The sequence below is a fragment of the Prauserella salsuginis genome, assembly GCF_024648885.1.
In the GTDB taxonomy this organism is placed as follows: Bacteria; Actinomycetota; Actinomycetes; order Mycobacteriales; family Pseudonocardiaceae; genus Prauserella; species Prauserella salsuginis.
Genome location: NZ_JANBBF010000015.1, coordinates 170,732 through 186,567, shown reverse-complemented (window position 1 = coordinate 186,567; position 15,836 = coordinate 170,732). Strand labels below are relative to the sequence as shown.

The 15,836-nt window shown below is 72.3% G+C and carries 15 protein-coding genes; 9 read left to right on the top strand and 6 right to left on the bottom strand.

Annotation, left to right across the window (positions count from 1 at the left end; genetic code table 11):
- The first annotated feature begins 70 nt into the window (after nucleotides 1-70).
- A complete protein-coding gene (locus LY40_RS24980) occupies nucleotides 71-1,417 on the top strand; it encodes a DHA2 family efflux MFS transporter permease subunit (RefSeq protein ID WP_258938361.1) in 1,347 nt (448 codons plus the stop codon).
- Between the two features lie 292 nt (nucleotides 1,418-1,709).
- Here the strand turns inward: LY40_RS24980 and LY40_RS24975 are convergent, their stop codons facing one another.
- The 4 genes from LY40_RS24975 to LY40_RS24960 form a co-directional block, all read right to left on the bottom strand.
- Nucleotides 1,710-2,480: a 2,3-dihydro-2,3-dihydroxybenzoate dehydrogenase gene (locus LY40_RS24975; protein WP_258938331.1), complete on the bottom strand. Its 771-nt coding sequence runs from the start codon at nucleotides 2,478-2,480 to the stop codon at nucleotides 1,710-1,712.
- Nucleotides 2,481-2,750: 270 nt separating this feature from the next.
- Entirely contained in the window at nucleotides 2,751-2,987 is a 237-nt protein-coding gene (locus LY40_RS24970) for a hypothetical protein (RefSeq protein ID WP_258938330.1), read from the bottom strand.
- 378 nt (nucleotides 2,988-3,365) lie between these two features.
- Nucleotides 3,366-4,010, bottom strand: coding sequence for a Maf family protein (locus LY40_RS24965; RefSeq protein ID WP_258938329.1), 645 nt, complete (start codon nucleotides 4,008-4,010; stop codon nucleotides 3,366-3,368).
- Between the two features lie 154 nt (nucleotides 4,011-4,164).
- On the bottom strand, nucleotides 4,165-4,896 hold the full coding sequence (locus LY40_RS24960) for a GntR family transcriptional regulator (protein WP_258938328.1): 732 nt from the start codon (nucleotides 4,894-4,896) through the stop codon (nucleotides 4,165-4,167).
- Between the two features lie 177 nt (nucleotides 4,897-5,073).
- On the opposite strand from LY40_RS24960, the gene LY40_RS24955 reads away from it, so the two are divergent.
- Nucleotides 5,074-6,579: an MFS transporter gene (locus tag LY40_RS24955; protein WP_258938327.1), complete on the top strand. Its 1,506-nt coding sequence runs from the start codon at nucleotides 5,074-5,076 to the stop codon at nucleotides 6,577-6,579.
- 76 nt (nucleotides 6,580-6,655) lie between these two features.
- Here the strand turns inward: LY40_RS24955 and LY40_RS24950 are convergent, their stop codons facing one another.
- Nucleotides 6,656-6,931 carry an acyl-CoA carboxylase subunit epsilon gene (locus LY40_RS24950; RefSeq protein WP_183779316.1) on the bottom strand — a complete coding sequence of 92 codons (276 nt, stop codon included), beginning with the start codon at nucleotides 6,929-6,931 and terminating at the stop codon, nucleotides 6,656-6,658.
- The gene (locus tag LY40_RS24945; protein ID WP_183779313.1) at nucleotides 6,928-8,577 is read right to left on the bottom strand and encodes an acyl-CoA carboxylase subunit beta; all 1,650 of its coding nucleotides are present in this window, start codon (nucleotides 8,575-8,577) and stop codon (nucleotides 6,928-6,930) included. The genes LY40_RS24950 and LY40_RS24945 overlap by 4 nt, the downstream gene beginning before the upstream one ends.
- Before the next feature lie 162 nt (nucleotides 8,578-8,739).
- Between LY40_RS24945 and LY40_RS24940 the strand changes: the two genes are divergently transcribed.
- From LY40_RS24940 to LY40_RS24910, 7 genes are all read left to right on the top strand, one after another.
- Complete coding sequence (locus LY40_RS24940) at nucleotides 8,740-9,606, top strand: biotin--[acetyl-CoA-carboxylase] ligase (protein ID WP_372497779.1); 867 nt, start codon at nucleotides 8,740-8,742, stop codon at nucleotides 9,604-9,606.
- Nucleotides 9,607-9,671: 65 nt separating this feature from the next.
- Nucleotides 9,672-10,277: a PH domain-containing protein gene (locus LY40_RS24935; RefSeq protein ID WP_183779311.1), complete on the top strand. Its 606-nt coding sequence runs from the start codon at nucleotides 9,672-9,674 to the stop codon at nucleotides 10,275-10,277.
- A gap of 5 nt (nucleotides 10,278-10,282) precedes the next feature.
- Nucleotides 10,283-11,227, top strand: coding sequence for a hydroxymethylglutaryl-CoA lyase (locus LY40_RS24930; RefSeq protein ID WP_183779309.1), 945 nt, complete (start codon nucleotides 10,283-10,285; stop codon nucleotides 11,225-11,227).
- 105 nt (nucleotides 11,228-11,332) lie between these two features.
- A complete protein-coding gene (locus tag LY40_RS24925) occupies nucleotides 11,333-11,797 on the top strand; it encodes a YbaB/EbfC family nucleoid-associated protein (RefSeq protein ID WP_183779307.1) in 465 nt (154 codons plus the stop codon).
- Complete coding sequence (locus tag LY40_RS24920; RefSeq protein WP_183779305.1) at nucleotides 11,779-12,123, top strand: hypothetical protein; 345 nt, start codon at nucleotides 11,779-11,781, stop codon at nucleotides 12,121-12,123. The genes LY40_RS24925 and LY40_RS24920 overlap by 19 nt, the downstream gene beginning before the upstream one ends.
- A gap of 9 nt (nucleotides 12,124-12,132) precedes the next feature.
- On the top strand, nucleotides 12,133-15,303 hold the full coding sequence (locus tag LY40_RS24915) for a glycohydrolase toxin TNT-related protein (RefSeq protein WP_258938325.1): 3,171 nt from the start codon (nucleotides 12,133-12,135) through the stop codon (nucleotides 15,301-15,303).
- Nucleotides 15,300-15,572 carry a hypothetical protein gene (locus LY40_RS24910; RefSeq protein WP_183779303.1) on the top strand — a complete coding sequence of 91 codons (273 nt, stop codon included), beginning with the start codon at nucleotides 15,300-15,302 and terminating at the stop codon, nucleotides 15,570-15,572. Before LY40_RS24915 ends, LY40_RS24910 begins: the two co-directional genes overlap by 4 nt.
- Nucleotides 15,573-15,836 lie beyond the last annotated feature (264 nt).

The following is a 15,836-nucleotide window of genomic DNA, read 5'->3' as shown; positions in this document are numbered from 1 at the left end:
CGCGCAGACCGGCAGCGACGGTCCCGCCGCGCCGGAGGTGTCCGACCGCATCGGCGGCCGGCTGCTGGCGATGTCGCTCGTGCTGGTGCTGGGCACGTTCATGGCGTCGCTGGACTCGACGATCGTCAATGTCGGGTTGCCGGTGCTGAGTGTCGAGTTCGGCGCGAGTGTGACCGAGGTGCAGTGGGCGAGCACCGCGTATCTGCTCGCCGTGGTCGCGGCGGCGCCCACATCGGGGTGGCTGGCGGAACGGTTCGGTGCGCGCCGCGTGTGGCTGGCCGCAGTGGCGGTGTTCCTGGTCGGGTCGCTGGCGTGCGCGCTGGCGTGGTCGACCGCGTCGCTGGCGGCGTTCCGCGTGCTGCAGGGCCTCGGCGGCGGGTTGCTGCCCCCGACGGGGCAGGCGCTGCTGGCGCGCGTGGCCGGCAAGAGCCGCACCGGCCGGATCATGAGCATCGTCGGTGTGGTGCCGATGCTGGCGCCCGTGCTCGGCCCGCTGGCAGGCGGCACGCTGCTGGAGGTGGCGGACTGGCCGTGGCTGTTCCTCGTGAACCTCCCGGTCGGTCTGATCGCGATGCTGCTGGCCGCGTGGCTGGTGCCGCACGTGCCCGCCGCGGACCGGGCGTCGCGGTTCGATCTGCGCGGGGCCATGCTGCTCTCGCCGGGACTGGCCGCGGTGCTGTTCGGCCTCACCGACATCGGTTCCGCCGGCCGCAACACCCCGATCGCCGTGACGGCGTTGGTCGTCGGTGCGGCGCTGCTGGCCGCATTCCTGGCGCACGCGCTCCGCGCGGACCGGGTGCCCCTGGTGGATCCCCGGTTGTTCCGTACCCCGCCGTTGGGCGCCGCGGTGCTGGCACTGTTCGTGGCTGCGGCGTCGGTGTTCGGCACGATGTTCCTGCTGCCGATGTACCTGCAGTCGGGGCGCGGACTGTCGGCATGGGACGCGGGGCTGATGCTCGCCCCGCAGGGCGCCGGTGCGGTACTGGGGTCATTGCTGGTGGTCAAGCCGCTGATCGACCGGGTGGCGCCGCGCACCATCGTGGTGACCGGGTTCGCCCTGATCATCGCGGCGACGGTGCCGCTGACCCAGCTCGCCGCCCTCTCCGACGGCTGGCTGGTCGCGGCGCTGCTCGTCCGCGGTCTCGGCACCAGCATGATCGCCTCACCCGTGATGACGATCGTCTACACGGGAGTCGACCCCGAATGGCTGCCACGGGCGTCGAGTGTGCTGAGTCTCGTCAACTACGTCGGCGGGGCGATCGGCACCGCGGGGCTGGCGGTGTTGCTGGAGCTGCGGCTCACCGCGACGGGCGATGTCGCCGCGTCGTTCAGCGAGGCGTTCTGGTGCGTGCTGGGGCTGTGCGTGCTGGCCCTCGCCGGTGCGCTCCGACTACCCAAGACGGCGCCGTCCCGCTAACCGCCCGGTTCGACGGCCCGAGTGGCGCATCGGTGGGGCTGCGCGTGTAACACGGGCCCCAGGAAACACCGGCGCGTGCTGGCGTCGATGAGGAGTGGTGGCCGGGCTACGGGCGGGAGCAGCACACGGCCCCGTAGAACGCAACACGGCCCCTGGAGAACGCAACACGGGCCCTGGAATCCGCACACGGGCCCGGAATCACCGTCGCGCGGTAGCGGGCCGATGAGCGCGGTAGCGGGCCCATGAGAGGGCGGTGGCCGGGCGAGGAGTGGGAGCGACACCGCGGGTGGGGTCAGCGGAGGGTGGCACCGCCGTCGACGTAGAGCTCCTGCATGGTCACCTGCCGGGCCCGGTCCGAGGCGAGGTAGAGGACGGCGTCGGCGACGTCCTCCGGATCGGCGATGCGCCGCAGCGGAATGCCGACCCGGTAGTTCTCCGGATCGCCCTTGAGTACGGGATCCGGGCCGCGGCCGTCGTACTCCCACATCGCGCGCTGCATGGGAGTGTCGGTCGACCCTGGGCAGACGACATTGCAGCGGATGCCGTGGTCGGCGAGCTCGAGGCCCAGCGACTTGGTGAACATCGTCGTGGCCGCTTTCGACGCGGCGTACGCCGCCATGCCCCGTCGCGGCACGCCACCTGCATTCGACGACACCGTGACGATGCAGCCGCGTTCCCGTTCGATCATCCGCGCGCTCACGGCCCGCGACACGTGGAACACGCCCGTGGTGTTGACCCCGAACGTGAACTCCCAGTCCTCGTCCGAATAGGACGCGACGGATCCCTTGACGAGGACGCCCGCGACGTTGGCCAGCACGTCGATGGCGCCGACGGTCTCCTCGGCCTTCGCGACGGTGTCGTCGACCTGTGCCGAGTCGGTCACGTCGCAGGGCAGCCCCGTGATCCCGGGTTCGCCCGCGTAGGTCTCGACGACACCGGGGGAGCGATCGGTGGCGACCACGGTGGCACCCGCGTCCCGCAGCGCCCTGGCCACTGCGGCGCCGATACCCTGCGCCGCACCCGTGACGAAGGCGACCTTGCCGGCGAATTCCTGCTGATCCACGGAGCTCCTTCGAACGGCCGGGCTCGCACGAGCCGTTGGCGGGGACGCGTGCGACATTACCCCGGCACACCGCCGATGCGCTGTTGACGAGACCACAGCTCGGCACCGGGCCTGCTCGAAGACGTGCCCTACACCGCGTTGCCGGTCCCGGACACGCGAAATCCCCGGGGTGGTCCGGCCACCCCGGGGATTTCGCGGCTACGCGGTATCGAGCGCCGCGGTTGTATGGAGCTCCGCTGTTGTACTGAGCTCCGCTATGCGAGCTCGGTCTCAGGCGCCCAGGATCGACGGGATGGCGCCGGCCCAGGCGGAGCTGACCAGGCCTGCGGCGCCGCCGCCCAGGTGAGCACCGGACTCGTTCCAGGCGTTGACGTAGTCGGCGCCGGTCGGGTTGGACGGAACCTCGGGAACGTCGACCGTGCCGGCGGATGCGACACCCGCGGTGGCGGTCAGGGCGCCCAGAGCGATGGCGGTAGCGGCAGTGGTACGGGCCAGGGTCTTACGCAATTTCCAGTCTCCCTAGGAATCGGGGTGCTTGAGTTGTCGGGTCGTCGGGCTGTCGTCGACCCGGCTCCAAGATCATCGAACCGATTCGTCGCTGGTCGCAAGGGTAGCCATGCGATCGAGACATGGGGGAACATGAACGAGTGACACGTTGTCACACTCGGTTTTCACTGCTCCCACTGACGGTGTCCCACTGTCGAATGAAGACAGTTCAGAGTGGAATGTTGTTCATGTTCGAAGGTTGGCCTGTCCACGCGGGAATGGTGTCCAGTGTGTCCACATTGGCTGAGTCGGGCAGCCCCTGAACGGGTGACCACCGTAGCCGCCCTCGGGTCGTCTCCGGTGGCGAGGTCCACTCCGGACTTCGACGCGGGGCGTCGGTCAGCGGTTCCAGAGGTCGACGACACTGACACCGGCCTCGCCGAGCAGCCGGCGGGTCAACGGCAGGCTGATGCCGATGACGCTGGACGGATCGCCGTCGATGCCCTCCACGAACCAGCCACCGAGTGCGTCGAGCGTGAACGCCCCCGCGACCTGCAGCGGCTCACCGGTGGCGATGTAGGCGTCGAGCTCGTGCTGGGCGGGCTCGGCGAACCGCACCGTGGTGGTGCACGTGCCGCTCGCCTCGGCCGTGACCGTGCCGCCCGAGAGGCGCAGCACCGAGTGCCCGGTCAGCAGCTCACCCGTGCCGCCCGCCATGTCCGTCCAACGTTTGCGCGCGACCTCGGCCGTGTGCGGCTTGCCGACCAGGGCGTCGCCGATCGACAGCATCGAGTCGCAGCCCACCACGACGGCGTCCCCGTCGGCCATATCGTCGTCGGAGCCTCCGCGGACGTCGAGGTCGGCGGCCACCGCGCGGGCCTTGGCCGCGGCCAAGGCCGTCACCGTCTCGGCGGGCGTCGGATCGGTGAGTTCCGCCATCACGGCGTCCTCGTCGACCCCGGAGACGATCACGTCGGGCTCGACTCCTGCGGCGCGCAGTACGGCGAGGCGGGCGGGCGAGGCGGAGGCGAGAACGAAGCGCACGGGACCCAGATTACGAGGAGGCCGCCGCCGGTCGCCGGGTGGTCGCCGGCGACGGTGCCGCCGTGAGCCGTGAGCCGTGAGCCGTGAGCCGTGAGCCGTGAGCCGTGAGCCGTGAGCTGTGAGTTGTGAGCTGTCAGCTGTGAGTTGTGAGCTGTCAGCTGTCGAGCAGGGCGCCGTGGGTGCCGCTGATGTGCGCGGTGAGCGTGCTGCGGAAGCCGGCCGCGTCCCCTCCTTCGAGCAGGCCGCAGAGGCGGTCGTGCTCGGCGAGGATCTCTTGCCGCCGGTCCGGCACGCGGCGCAGTGCCGACGTGGCCATGCGCACCTGCCGGTCGTGCAGTCCGGAGTAGAAGTGCGAGATCAGGCCGTTGCCGGCCGCGTCGACGAGCGTCGCGTGGAACTCGCGGTCCAGCGCCGAGAATCGGGCCCGGTCGTCCGGCACGTCGAGCTCGCGCTGCCGGTCGAGCACGGTCCGCATGCGGGCGGCGACCTCGGCGGCGTCGCCGCGGTCGATCACGCGCTCCGCGGCGTGGCTCTCCAGCAGGATGCGCGCCTCGGTGACCTCGTCCACCTCGTTCGGCGACACGGGGACGACGAGGGCGCCGCGCTTCGGATACAGCCGCAGCAGTCCTTCGACCTCGAGTCGCAGGAACGCTTCGCGCACCGGCGTGCGGGACAGGTTCAGCGCCGTCGCGGCGTCTCCCTCACTGAGCAGTTCGCCACCGGGCAGCCGGCCGTCGAGGATGCGCTCCTTCACCCAGTCGTACACCCGCTCGCCCGCCGGGCGCGGCGGTGACGGTTCGTCGGGACGTCGCGGGTCCGGTTCCCCGCCGGTCGCGGGCGAGTCGGTGGCCGGTGCGGGCGGGTGTGACCGGTCGCTCGTTGACATGTTCCGCAGTCTAGTCGGATCGTTGAGTGCAACATAGATACAAGTTATGTACGTGTAATGTTCATGCGCTCGGGACTGTCGAACGAGGGGGTGGGTGTGCGCTTACTCGGGTCGCGTCCCGCTGTGACGCCGCACAGGAAAACGCTGCAGAGGAAAACGCCGCAGAAGAGTGCGTCGGTGCGGGCCGCGGCGGGGCGGGCCGCGTCGGGCGTCGCGGCATCGGGCGTCGCGGTGCCGCGGGAGGCACCCGCGTCGCGGGCGGGATCGCCGGGTGCGTTCGTGCCGTGGGCGATGTGGGCGCTCGGCGCGCTCTGCTACCTGACGGCGATGTTCCACCGGATGAGCCTGTCGGTCGCGGGGCTGACCGCGCAGGAGCGGTTCGACATCGACGCGACCGGCCTCGCCGCGTTCTCGGTGGTGCAGCTGACGCTGTACGCGCTCCTGCAGGTGCCCGTCGGCGTCGGCAACGATCGGTACGGACCGCGGGCCCTGTTGCTCGGCGGTACCGCGCTGATGGCCGCGGGGTCGGTGGTGTTCGCCCTGGCGACGGCGTATCCCGCGGCGATGGCGGGCCGCGCGCTGATCGGCGCGGGCGACGCGTGCATGTTCGTCAGCGTCCTGCGGATCACGCGCAACTGGTTCCCGGGCCACCGCTACGCGTTCGTCTCCGCCCTCACCGGCATGATCGGCGGGCTCGGCCAGATCATCGCGACCTCGCCACTGGCTTCGCTGCTCGATGCGGAGGGCTGGACGGGGGCGTTCCTCATCGCCAGCGTCGTCACGGTCGTCGTGCTGACCGCGACAGCCGTCGCCCTGCGGGAATCACCGCAGCCCCGCGTCGTCCCTGACACCGCAGCGCCGGCCGGCGGAAGCGCGGGCAGTGCGGCGCCGGAGGGTACGGCGGCTCCCGTATCCGAGCGGTTGCGGGACACGTTGCGCCTGACCTGGCGTTCGCCCGGGGTGCGGCACGCACTGCTGACCCACTTCGTCCTGATGGGCTCGTTCGTCTCGTTCACGGCGGTGCTCGGCCAGCCGTACCTCGTCGCCGTGCACGGCCTGTCCGGTGGTGCCGCGGCCGGGCTGGTCATGGCCGTCGTGCTCGGATTCGTCGTGAGCAGCACGGCCGCGGGACGGCTGGCGTCGCACCGGCCGCACGTGCGCGGCCGCCTCGTGCTCGGTGCAGGTGCGCTCGCCGTCGCCGGGGCAGTGGCGCTCGTGGCCCTGCCTGCGGGAGAGACGGCCGCGACGTTGCTGCCACCGCTGATCGCACTCGGCGTCGGTGGGGGCGTCAGCATGCTGGCCTTCGACCTGGCGCGCTCGGCCAGCCCGGAACACCGTGCGGGCGTGGCCAGTGGGCTCGCCAACATGGGCGGGTTCACGTTCGCGGTCGTGTCGCAGCTCGGGGCCGGCCTGGCGATCGACGGGCTGCTCGCCGCGGGCGCGGGCCAGGCGGCGGCCCACCGCTACGCGTTCGCGATCCCGCTGGCGATGGCCGCCGTCGGGGTGGTCGGGATGGTGCGGCTGCGGCGGTTCGCCGGGGCAGCGGGGACCGATACGCCGGCGGTCCGGGAACCGGACCCGGACCTGGTACCCCTCCCTCTCGGTGGCGTCGCGGCCGCTCCGGTCGAGCGGCGTCACGACCAGAAGGTCAACGCGCCGGCTGGCGAGAACCGGACGGTGTGATCGGCCGCGGCTGCCGATGCCCGCGCGCCGCCGTACGCCGTCCGGGGTGCGCCGACGTGGGTTCCGCCGGCCGAGGTCAGCGGCGCAGCGCCGACGCGCGCCACGCCCCCGGTCCGGGGGTCAGCGGCGCGCGCACGAGCGCGGCCCGGTCAGCCCACCGGGACCGCGGCGATGCGCCGTCGTCCCCGCCGCCGTCGCCGGCCGCCAGGCCCGCCACCACCGCGGTCAGCGCGGCGAGCTCGGCGTCGTCCGGCTCCCCGCGCACGACCCTCAGCAGCGGCCGATCGTTGCCGGAACCGTCGGTCTCGACGTCTGCCGACGCCGTCTCGGGAGTCTCGTCGGAGGCGCTCACAGCGGAATGTTCCCGTGCTTTTTCGGGGGCAGGTTCTCGCGCTTCTCCCGCAGCATCCGCAACGCGCGCGTGACGTGCCCGCGCGTGTGCGCGGGCGGGATGACCGCGTCGACGTACCCGCGCTCGGCGGCCACGTACGGGTTGCACAGCGTGTCCTCGTACTCCTGGATGAGCTCGGCCCGCAGCTGCTCGACGTCCTCGCCGCTCTCGCCCGCGGCGGCGAGCCGCTTGCGGTGCACGATGTTGGCCGCGCCCTGCGCGCCCATGACGGCGATCTGCGCGGACGGCCACGCGATGTTGATGTCGGCGCCGAGATGCTTGGAGCCCATGACGTCGTACGCACCGCCGTAGGCCTTCCGCGTGATCACCGTGACCAGCGGAACCGTCGCCTCGGCGTAGGCGTAGAGCAGCTTCGCGCCGTGGCGGATGATGCCGTTCCACTCCTGGTCGGTGCCCGGCAGGAAGCCCGGCACGTCGACGAACGTCAGCACCGGCACGTTGAACGCGTCGCAGGTGCGCACGAACCGTGCCGCCTTGTCGGAGGCGTCGATGTCGAGGCAGCCCGCGAACTGCGTCGGCTGGTTGGCCACGATCCCGACGGCCTGGCCCTCGACCCGGCCGAAGCCGGTGATCACGTTCGGTGCGAACAGTTCCTGCACCTCGAGGAACTCGCCGTCGTCCAGCACCCGGCTCACGACCTCGTGCATGTCGTACGGCTGGTTCGGCGAGTCCGGGATCAGCGTGTCGAGTTCCCGGTCGCCGTCGGTGACGTCGTCGGCGATCGCGCCGCCGGTCGGTTCCGGTGCGTCGAACACCGGCGGGTCGGCCAGGTTGTTCGAGGGCAGGAAGCTGAGCAGCTCCTTGACGTAGGAGACCGCGTCGTCCTCGTCGGAGGCCAGGTAGTGGGCGTTGCCGGACTTCGCGTTGTGCGTGCGCCCGCCCCCGAGGTCCTCGAACGTGACCTCCTCGCCGGTGACCGTCTTGATGACGTCGGGGCCCGTGATGAACATGTGCGAGGTCTCGTCGACCATCACGACGAAGTCCGTCAGCGCGGGGGAGTAGACGTGCCCGCCCGCGTTGGTGCCCATGATCAGCGAGATCTGCGGGACGACACCGGAGGCGTGGGTGTTGCGGCGGAAGATCTCGGCGTACAGGCCCAGCGAGACGACACCCTCCTGGATGCGCGCGCCACCGCCCTCGTTGATGCCGATGATCGGCCGGCCGGTCTTCATCGCCAGGTCCATGACCTTGGTGATCTTCTCGCCGTAGACCTCGCCGAGCGCGCCGCCGAGCACCGTGACGTCCTGGCTGAAGACGCACACCTCGCGGCCGTCGATCGTGCCGTAGCCGGTGACGACGCCGTCGCCGTACGGGCGGCTGGCCTCGAGTCCGAAGTTCGTGGAGCGGTGCCGCGCGAGCGCATCCAGCTCGACGAAGGAACCCGGGTCGAGCAGCATGTCCACGCGCTCACGCGCCGTCTTCTTGCCCTTGGCGTGCTGGCGTTCGACGGCGCGCTCCGACCCGGCGTGCACGGCCTCGTCGTAACGCAGATACAGGTCGGCGAGTTTGCCTGCCGTGGTGTGGATGTCCGGTTCTGTGTTCGGTGCGTCAGGCGCGTCCCCGACCGGCTCCGTTGCGCTGCTCATGACACGCGAGCTTAATCATGGCGTCGGGGGCTCTGGTGTGGCGTGGGCTACGTCCCCGGTGCCTGTCCTACGTGGGTGTTACGTGCTCCGGCGTCCCGGCGGCGTCGCGGGTGGGTGGCCGGTACGACGACGTCGTGGCCGCGCTCGACGCCGCCGACCCGTATGGGACGTGACCGGCCCACGGGCACCGGAGTTAGGGTTCCGCGCGTGCCGAATCGCATCGATGGAGCCCGCCTGCGCGGTGAACTGGCCGCGCCGGTGGGGCCGTACGCGCAGGTCGACGTCGTCGCCAGTACCGGGTCGACGAACGCCGACCTGCGGCAGGCCGTGGTCGACGGCGCACCGGACCGGACCGCGCTCGTCGCGGCCGAGCAGACCGCCGGGGTCGGCAGGCGGGGCCGGACATGGGCGTCGCCGGGTTCCGGGGTGTACGTCAGCGTGCTGCTACGGCCGACGGGCGTGCCGATCGCGGGCGTGGGGTCGCTGTCGATCATCGCGGGGCTGGCCGTGCTCGACGTGGGCGACGCACTCGGGGCACGGGTCGCGCTCAAGTGGCCCAACGACGTCCTCGCCGCCGATGCTTCCGGCAAGTGCGCGGGGATCCTGTCGGAGGCGGCCTCGTCGGACGAGCTGGCCGTGGTGCTGGGCATCGGCCTCAACGTCACGCGCGTGCGCGCGGACGTGGCCACGCCCGCGGGTGCGCTGCCTCCGGTGTCGTTGGCCGAGCTCGGCGCGGCCACCAGCGATCGCACCGACGTGGCGATGATGGTGCTCGCGGCGCTGCACGAACGGGAGGTCGCGTGGCGCGAGGCGGCTGGCGACCTCGTCGACGCCGGCATGCTCGACGAGTACCGGCAGCGCTGTCTCACGCTCGGCCAGGAGGTCAAGATCGTCACCGGTGGCGGCAACGTGGTCGGCGACGCCGTCGACGTCGAATCCACCGGCGCACTGGTCGTCGAACTCCCCGGTGGCACACGGCGGAGTGTTTTCGCCGGAGATGTCGTGCATCTCCGTCCGACCGATGGGTGAAACACGCTACGGAGCGGTACTGTTGCCCGCAGAAATGATGACCGCGTTTCGGGGAGTGGCCAGCGGTGGCGTATCCACAAAGCCTGCTCAGTGAGGGCGAGAGCGTCGTCGTCCACAAGCATCCGCACTTCAAGATGCTCATCTGGCCGGTGCTGATCCTGGTGATCACGCTGGCCGTGGGGATCTGGCTGGCGTTCGTCGTCGCGCCGGGTTTCGATGCGCCGTGGGACATCGTCACGCAGATCGCCGTCGGCGCCGTCGCGCTGATCCTGCTGATCTGGCAGGTCTTCGCGCCGTTCGTGCGGTGGCGCACCACCCACTTCATCGTGACCACCGACCGCGTCATCGCCCGCGAAGGCGTCGTCAAGCGCACCGGTATCGACATCCCGATGGCGCGCATCAACAGCGTGCGGTTCGAGCACGGCCTGCTCGACCGCGTCTTCGCCTGCGGCACGCTGATCATCGAATCGGCGTCGGAGGAGCCGCTCACCTTCGACGACATCCCGAGCGTCGAGAAGGTGCACACCTACATCTACCGCCAGGTCAACGAGAACCCGTACGACGACTTCGACTACGACCCGTCGGGGCACGCGCCGACGGTCCAGCAGCAGCCGCCCCAGCCGCCGTATCAGCCGGGGCAGCCGCCCCAGCCCGGCCCGCAGCAGAGGTGACGCGCGTGGGTGTGCGAGAACTGGGGCTGCCCGAACGCCTCACCCGTCACGACGACCTGCCTTCCCGGGTGACGATCTGGGAGGTCGGCCCTCGTGACGGCCTGCAGAACGAGGCGGACACGGTGCCCGTCGACGTCAAGCTCGAGTTCCTGGACCGGCTCGCCGGCGCGGGCCTGACGACCCTGGAGGCGACCAGCTTCGTCCACCCGAAATGGGTGCCGCAGCTCGCCGACGCCGAGGAGCTGCTCTCCCGGCTCGACCGCAGGGACGGTGTGCGCTACCCGGTGCTGGTCCCCAACGCGCGCGGCCTCGACCGTGCCGTCGACGCGGGGATCGCCGACGCGGCGGTGTTCGCCAGCGCCACGGAGTCGTTCGCCCGGCGGAACCTCAACTCCACCTTCGACGACCAGTTCGCCATGTTCGAACCGGTCGTGGCGCGTGCCCGCGACGAGGGCATGGCCGTGCGCGGATACCTGTCGATGTGCTTCGGCGACCCGTGGGAAGGCGTCGTCGACCCTGGCCGGGTCGTCGCGGCGGGCAAGCGCCTGCTCGACGCCGGGTGCTGGCAGCTGTCCCTCGGCGACACCATCGGCGTCGCCACGCCAGGACAGGTCGACCGGCTGGTCGACGCGTTCGCCGCAGCGGGCGTCGGCGTCGACGCGCTCGCCGTCCACTTCCACGACACCTACGGGCAGGCGCTGTCGAACACGCTCGCCGCGTTGCGCCGCGGCGTGGCCACGGTCGACTCGTCCGCGGGCGGCCTGGGCGGCTGCCCCTATGCTGAGTCGGCCACCGGGAACCTCGCCACGGAGGACCTCGTGTGGATGCTCGACGGGCTCGGGGTGCAGCACGGCGCCGATCTCGACGCGCTGGTCGCCACGAGCACGTGGATGGCCGAGCAACTGGGCAGGCCGAGCCCGTCACGGGTCGTGCGCGCCCTCGCCGGCTAGCGCGGGCATCCTTTCCGGGGGCGCCGGGAACCGCGGGCCGGGCCGCCGCGTCCGAACTCCAGCCGGGCTGCATGCGGCCGCACTGAACGACGTCGGGAGAGCGCCGTGACCGACCATCGCGACGAGGTGGAGCAGTTGCTCGCCGAGTACCGGCGGAGCCGGGAACAGCTGGCGGACGTGCAGCAGCAGCTCACGGCCATCAGCGAATCCGCCAGCAGCGACGACGGCCTCGTCACCGCGACCGTCGGTGGGCGCGGCGTACTGACGGGCCTGACGATCGCCGACGCCGCCTACGAGCGTTACCGGCCCGCCGAGCTCGCCGCCCAGATCGTCCGCCTCACGGGCGCGGCGACGGCGAAGGCGTTCACCGGTGCGAGCGAGGCGCTGGCTCCGGCGCTGCCGCAGGACACGGACCCGCAGGCGCTGCTGCTCGGCACGGCCGACCTGACGGCCGACGAGATCACCCCGTCCGGGGAGAACAGCGCCCCGACCGCGGACGACTTCGACGACGACGAGAGCTTCGAAGACGCCAACTGGATCGACGACTCCGAATGGCAGCGATCACGATGAGCGGTCCCGGTCACCACGGTTTCGAGGCCGACGCCGAGCGGCTCGGTGAGCGCGCGGCGGAGTTCGACGGGCTCACCCGGCGCGCGGAGGAGATCGCACGGACGTTGCGTGAGGCCGTCGCGTCGTCGCCGTGGGGCGACGACGAGGTCGGGCGGGCGTTCGACGGACGGCATCGCACGCCCGCCGACGAGACGGCCGGGGTCCTCGACGGACTGTCCGGCGGACTGACAGAGATGGGCAGCGCGTTGTCGCGGGCGGCCGAGGCCTACACGGCGGGCGACGAGGCGGCGCAGCAGTCGATCACCGACGCCGGGCGCGAAGGGTAGGCCCGCGACATGGGGATCGAACTGCCCGCGGAACTCGCCGACATCGCCGCCGAGACCGGTGTCGCGTGGCCCCAGGCCGACGAGGACGCGATGCGTGAGCAGGCGCGGTCGTGGCGGCAGGCCGCGGGCGAGCTGCAAGGGCTCGCCGGCGATGCGGACACGGTCGCGGGCCAGGCACTCGGCGCGATGAGCGGGGAGGCGGGCGACGCCGCGCGCCGGACGTGGTCGGGGTTCGTCGACCCCGAACGCGGCAGTCTCAGCCAGGCCGCGCAGGGCGCGGGCGACGCCGCCGACCGGCTCGACCGCGCCGCCGAGCAGGTCGGCCGCACGAAGGTCGAACTCGTGCGCAAGCTGCGCGACGCCGCGGTGGCGCGCGACGCAGCGGGTACGGCCGCCGATGCGGGCCACCCGGCCGCACTCGCGGGCATCGACACGGTCGTTCAGGGCACCGCAGCCAACATGCGGGCCATCACCGGCGGGCTCGCCGACACGGTCGGCGTCGACGGCGCGGGCCCGGGCGTGGCACCCGATGTGGTCAACGACCGCCCCGGTGCCGCCGGTGGTTCCGGTTCGGGCGGTGGTGGCGGTCTGCTCGGGGCGCTCGGCCTGCCCGACGTGGCGGACACGGCCGCCGCTCCCGGCGACACCGTGTTCGAGGACGCATCGGGCCTGTTCGGCTCCGGCCGGGACGAGGGGCAGCCGCTCGGCCAGGGCGGTCCGCCCGTCGGGGAGGGGCTGCCGGTCGGACCCGGCTCGTCGCATCAGCAGGGTCCGCTGGGGCCGGTCGACGACGTGCTCGGCCAGGCACCCGGGATCGGATCGGGTGGAGCGCTCGCCGACGCCTCGGACGTGCTGGGCGACGATGCCTCCCCGAACGGTCCCGGCGGCGTACTCGGTGGCGGTGGCGGCGCAGGGACGGCCCAGCCCGGCCGTGACCTGCTGGACGGCGTGGAGGAACTGCTCGGTGGGCCGGACGCGGGCGAACACCCCGGTCAGGGCCCCGCCGGCGGACCCGGTGGCCAGGGCGGGCCCGGTTTCCCCGGCGGTCCGGGGTTCCCGGGTGGACCCGGTGGTCCGGGTGACGCGGGCACACCGCCGTTCGGTCTGGGACAGGGTCACTCCGACGGTCCCGGCGTCCAGCCGGCGCCGCCGTTCGCCGGTGGTGACCGCGGTACGGGCCCGATCGTCCTGCCGGACGCACCGACTCCGCCGGGAGGCATTCCCGTCGGTTCCGCGTGGGGGCCGCCCGCACCGGGTGGCGACGCGCCGACGCCGCCGACCGGCACGAACCTGTCCGGCTTCAGCGGACCGCCCGCGGGTGGCGCACCTCCGCCGCAGCCGGGCGCCGTTCCACCGTCGATCGGCGGGCAGCCCGGCGGGTTCGGTCCGCAGCCGGCACCGCCACCGGCCGCCGGTCCCATGGCGGGTGGCGGCCCCGTGCCCGGTCCGGTCGCCGGTGGCGGCGCTGCAGCGGGCGGACCGGTGCCACCCGCGGCGGGCCAGCCGGGTGGCGCGGCCCCGTACAAGCAGCACGGCCAGGGCCAGAATCCGTACGGCAGGCCGCAGCCGGGCCAGCCGTATCAGGGGCAGCAGCCGCAGGGACAGCAGCCACAGGGACAGAGCCCGTACGGCAGGCCGCCCGGGGGACAGCAGTACCCACCGCAGGCACCGGCGGGTCAGCCGCCGCAGCTGCGGAACGCACCACCGGGGCCGGGCGCCGGGCCCTACGCTGCCGCGCCGGGCGCGCCGCAGCAGTACGCAGCGCCGCAGCAGTACGCACCGCAGCCGGCCGCGCCGCCACACCAGGCGCCGTCACCGCCGCCACAGCAGGCACCGCAACAGCAGGCTCCGGCGTTGGGCTCGCCGCGGCAGGAGCGGGAGAGCGTCGTCGCGCTGTTCCTGGTGCACATGTTCCCGATCGGACACCTGCCGGTCGCCTCCGACCGTCCCGCGCGGCAGCTGCCCGCGCCCGAGCCGGACCCCGCTGTTCCCGCCGTGGCACGGTTCGAACCGCACGACCATCCGAACTCGGACATCATCGAGCCGGACCAGGCCCTCGAACTGCTACGGCAGGGAGCCCGGCAACCTGCGCCGCCGCCCGTGTCCGTGCTGCCGTGCCCGCCACCCGGTGTCCGCGACGGCTACGATCCGCTCGGCGGGATGCACGAGCGCGAATGGGACGCCCGGTTCCTGGCTCCCGAAGCAGCCGCCGGTGAGGCCGCCGCTGTTGGTGAGACCGACGCCGGTGGTGTCGCCGACGGCGATGCCGGGGCCGCGGCTGCGGCGGGGTTCGACGGTCCGGCAGGGGACGGTCGCGGCCCTGCCGACGGCGATCCGGCCGGTGACGACGCGACGTCCGGCGCCGCGACCTCCGGCGGCGCGACCTCCGAGGGTGAGGCGACGTCCGAGGATGAAGCGACGTCCGAGGATGAAGCGACGTCTGAGGGTGAGGCGACGTCCGAGGGTGAAGCGACCGGGGACGACGACGGTTCCGCCGGTGACAACCGGGCTGTCGGCGCTCCGGCCGGTGACGCGGTACCTGCGTACGTGTGGCCACCCGCCGACGAATTCCCCGAAGGCTGCTCCGCCGAGGGAGAGCCGGAACTGCTCGCGGCCGGCACGATGCTGGACCGGTTCGGCACCGCTCACGGGCGAGTGTTCGCCGCCGCAGGCACCCCGTTCGAGCAGCGCTCGCAGCCGCCGTCCGATCTGGACGCGGGCTACCGGCGCTACCGCGTGCTGCGGGAGGTGCCGATGTGGCGCGGCGTGTCGGCCCCCTGGTTCGGACAACCCGGTGGCGGCGCGCGGTATCGGGCCGTCTGCAGCGCCGCCGAACTCGTGACTCTCGGATACCTGGCCGACGCGACGTTCGAAGCCGTCGACTCCACCCCTGCCGTCCCGGACGGGGATACCCCGGCGGTAGCCGACGGCCTGGCCGCTCCGGACGCGACAGTCACCGCCACATCGGACACCGAGGATTTTCGGGACACATCGGACGGTGGTGCCACCGTCAGCGCCGTACTCGACGGCCGCGACAGTGACAGCGACAGCCCGGCCAGCGACAGCTCGGACAGCGCTGCCGGCACCGACGGCCGCGACAGCCCCGACACCGACACCGACGGCCACGGCGGTGCGGCCGCCGAGCGTGCAGGCAGGAACCCGAGGGAGGACGCGCCGTGAACACCGAGTCGATCATGCGCTGGCTCGAGTCCGTCGGCGTGCCGCCCGAGGTGGTGTCGCTGGGCACCGAGGTCGACAACGCCTGGTGTGTGTTGCGGGAAGAGGACGTCGACGACGCGGGCGGGGTCGCGTGGGAGGTGTTCTGGAGCGAGCGGGGCAACCGTTACGACTGGGCGAGGTTCACCAACGAACAGGTCGCCTGCTACTACCTCTTCGGCAGGCTGACCTGGGCGCAGGTCGCCAGGGGAGCGGTCGGCGTGCTGCCCTGAACCCTCCCGCGTGTCCTGCACTCAGACCCGCGTGTCCTGCGTTCAGACCCGCGTGTCCTGCGTTCAGACCCGCGTGTTCTGCACTCGGTCCCGCGTGTTCTGCGCTCAGGCCGGTCGTGATGCGACCCCGGCCGCACGAATGCATGACACGCGCGGGAGTGGTCGCGCGGTGGCGTGCCAGTACGTGCACGAATGCATGACACGCGTGCGCGGGTGCAGGACACGCGTGCACGAATGCAGGACACGCGTGCACCGGTGCAGGAC

Bases quoted from the DNA above. Each gene is read 5' to 3' on its own strand.
- LY40_RS24980 (WP_258938361.1), top strand. From the start codon at position 71: ATGTCGCTCGTGCTGGTGCTGGGCACGTTCATGGCGTCGCTGGACTCG.
- LY40_RS24960 (WP_258938328.1), bottom strand. From the start codon at position 4,896: ATGTCAACGAGCGACCGGTCACACCCGCCCGCACCGGCCACCGACTCG.
- LY40_RS24945 (WP_183779313.1), bottom strand. From the start codon at position 8,577: ATGAGCAGCGCAACGGAGCCGGTCGGGGACGCGCCTGACGCACCGAAC.
- LY40_RS24940 (WP_372497779.1), top strand. From the start codon at position 8,740: ATGGGACGTGACCGGCCCACGGGCACCGGAGTTAGGGTTCCGCGCGTG.
- LY40_RS24920 (WP_183779305.1), top strand. From the start codon at position 11,779: ATGGCAGCGATCACGATGAGCGGTCCCGGTCACCACGGTTTCGAGGCC.
- LY40_RS24915 (WP_258938325.1), top strand. From the start codon at position 12,133: ATGGGGATCGAACTGCCCGCGGAACTCGCCGACATCGCCGCCGAGACC.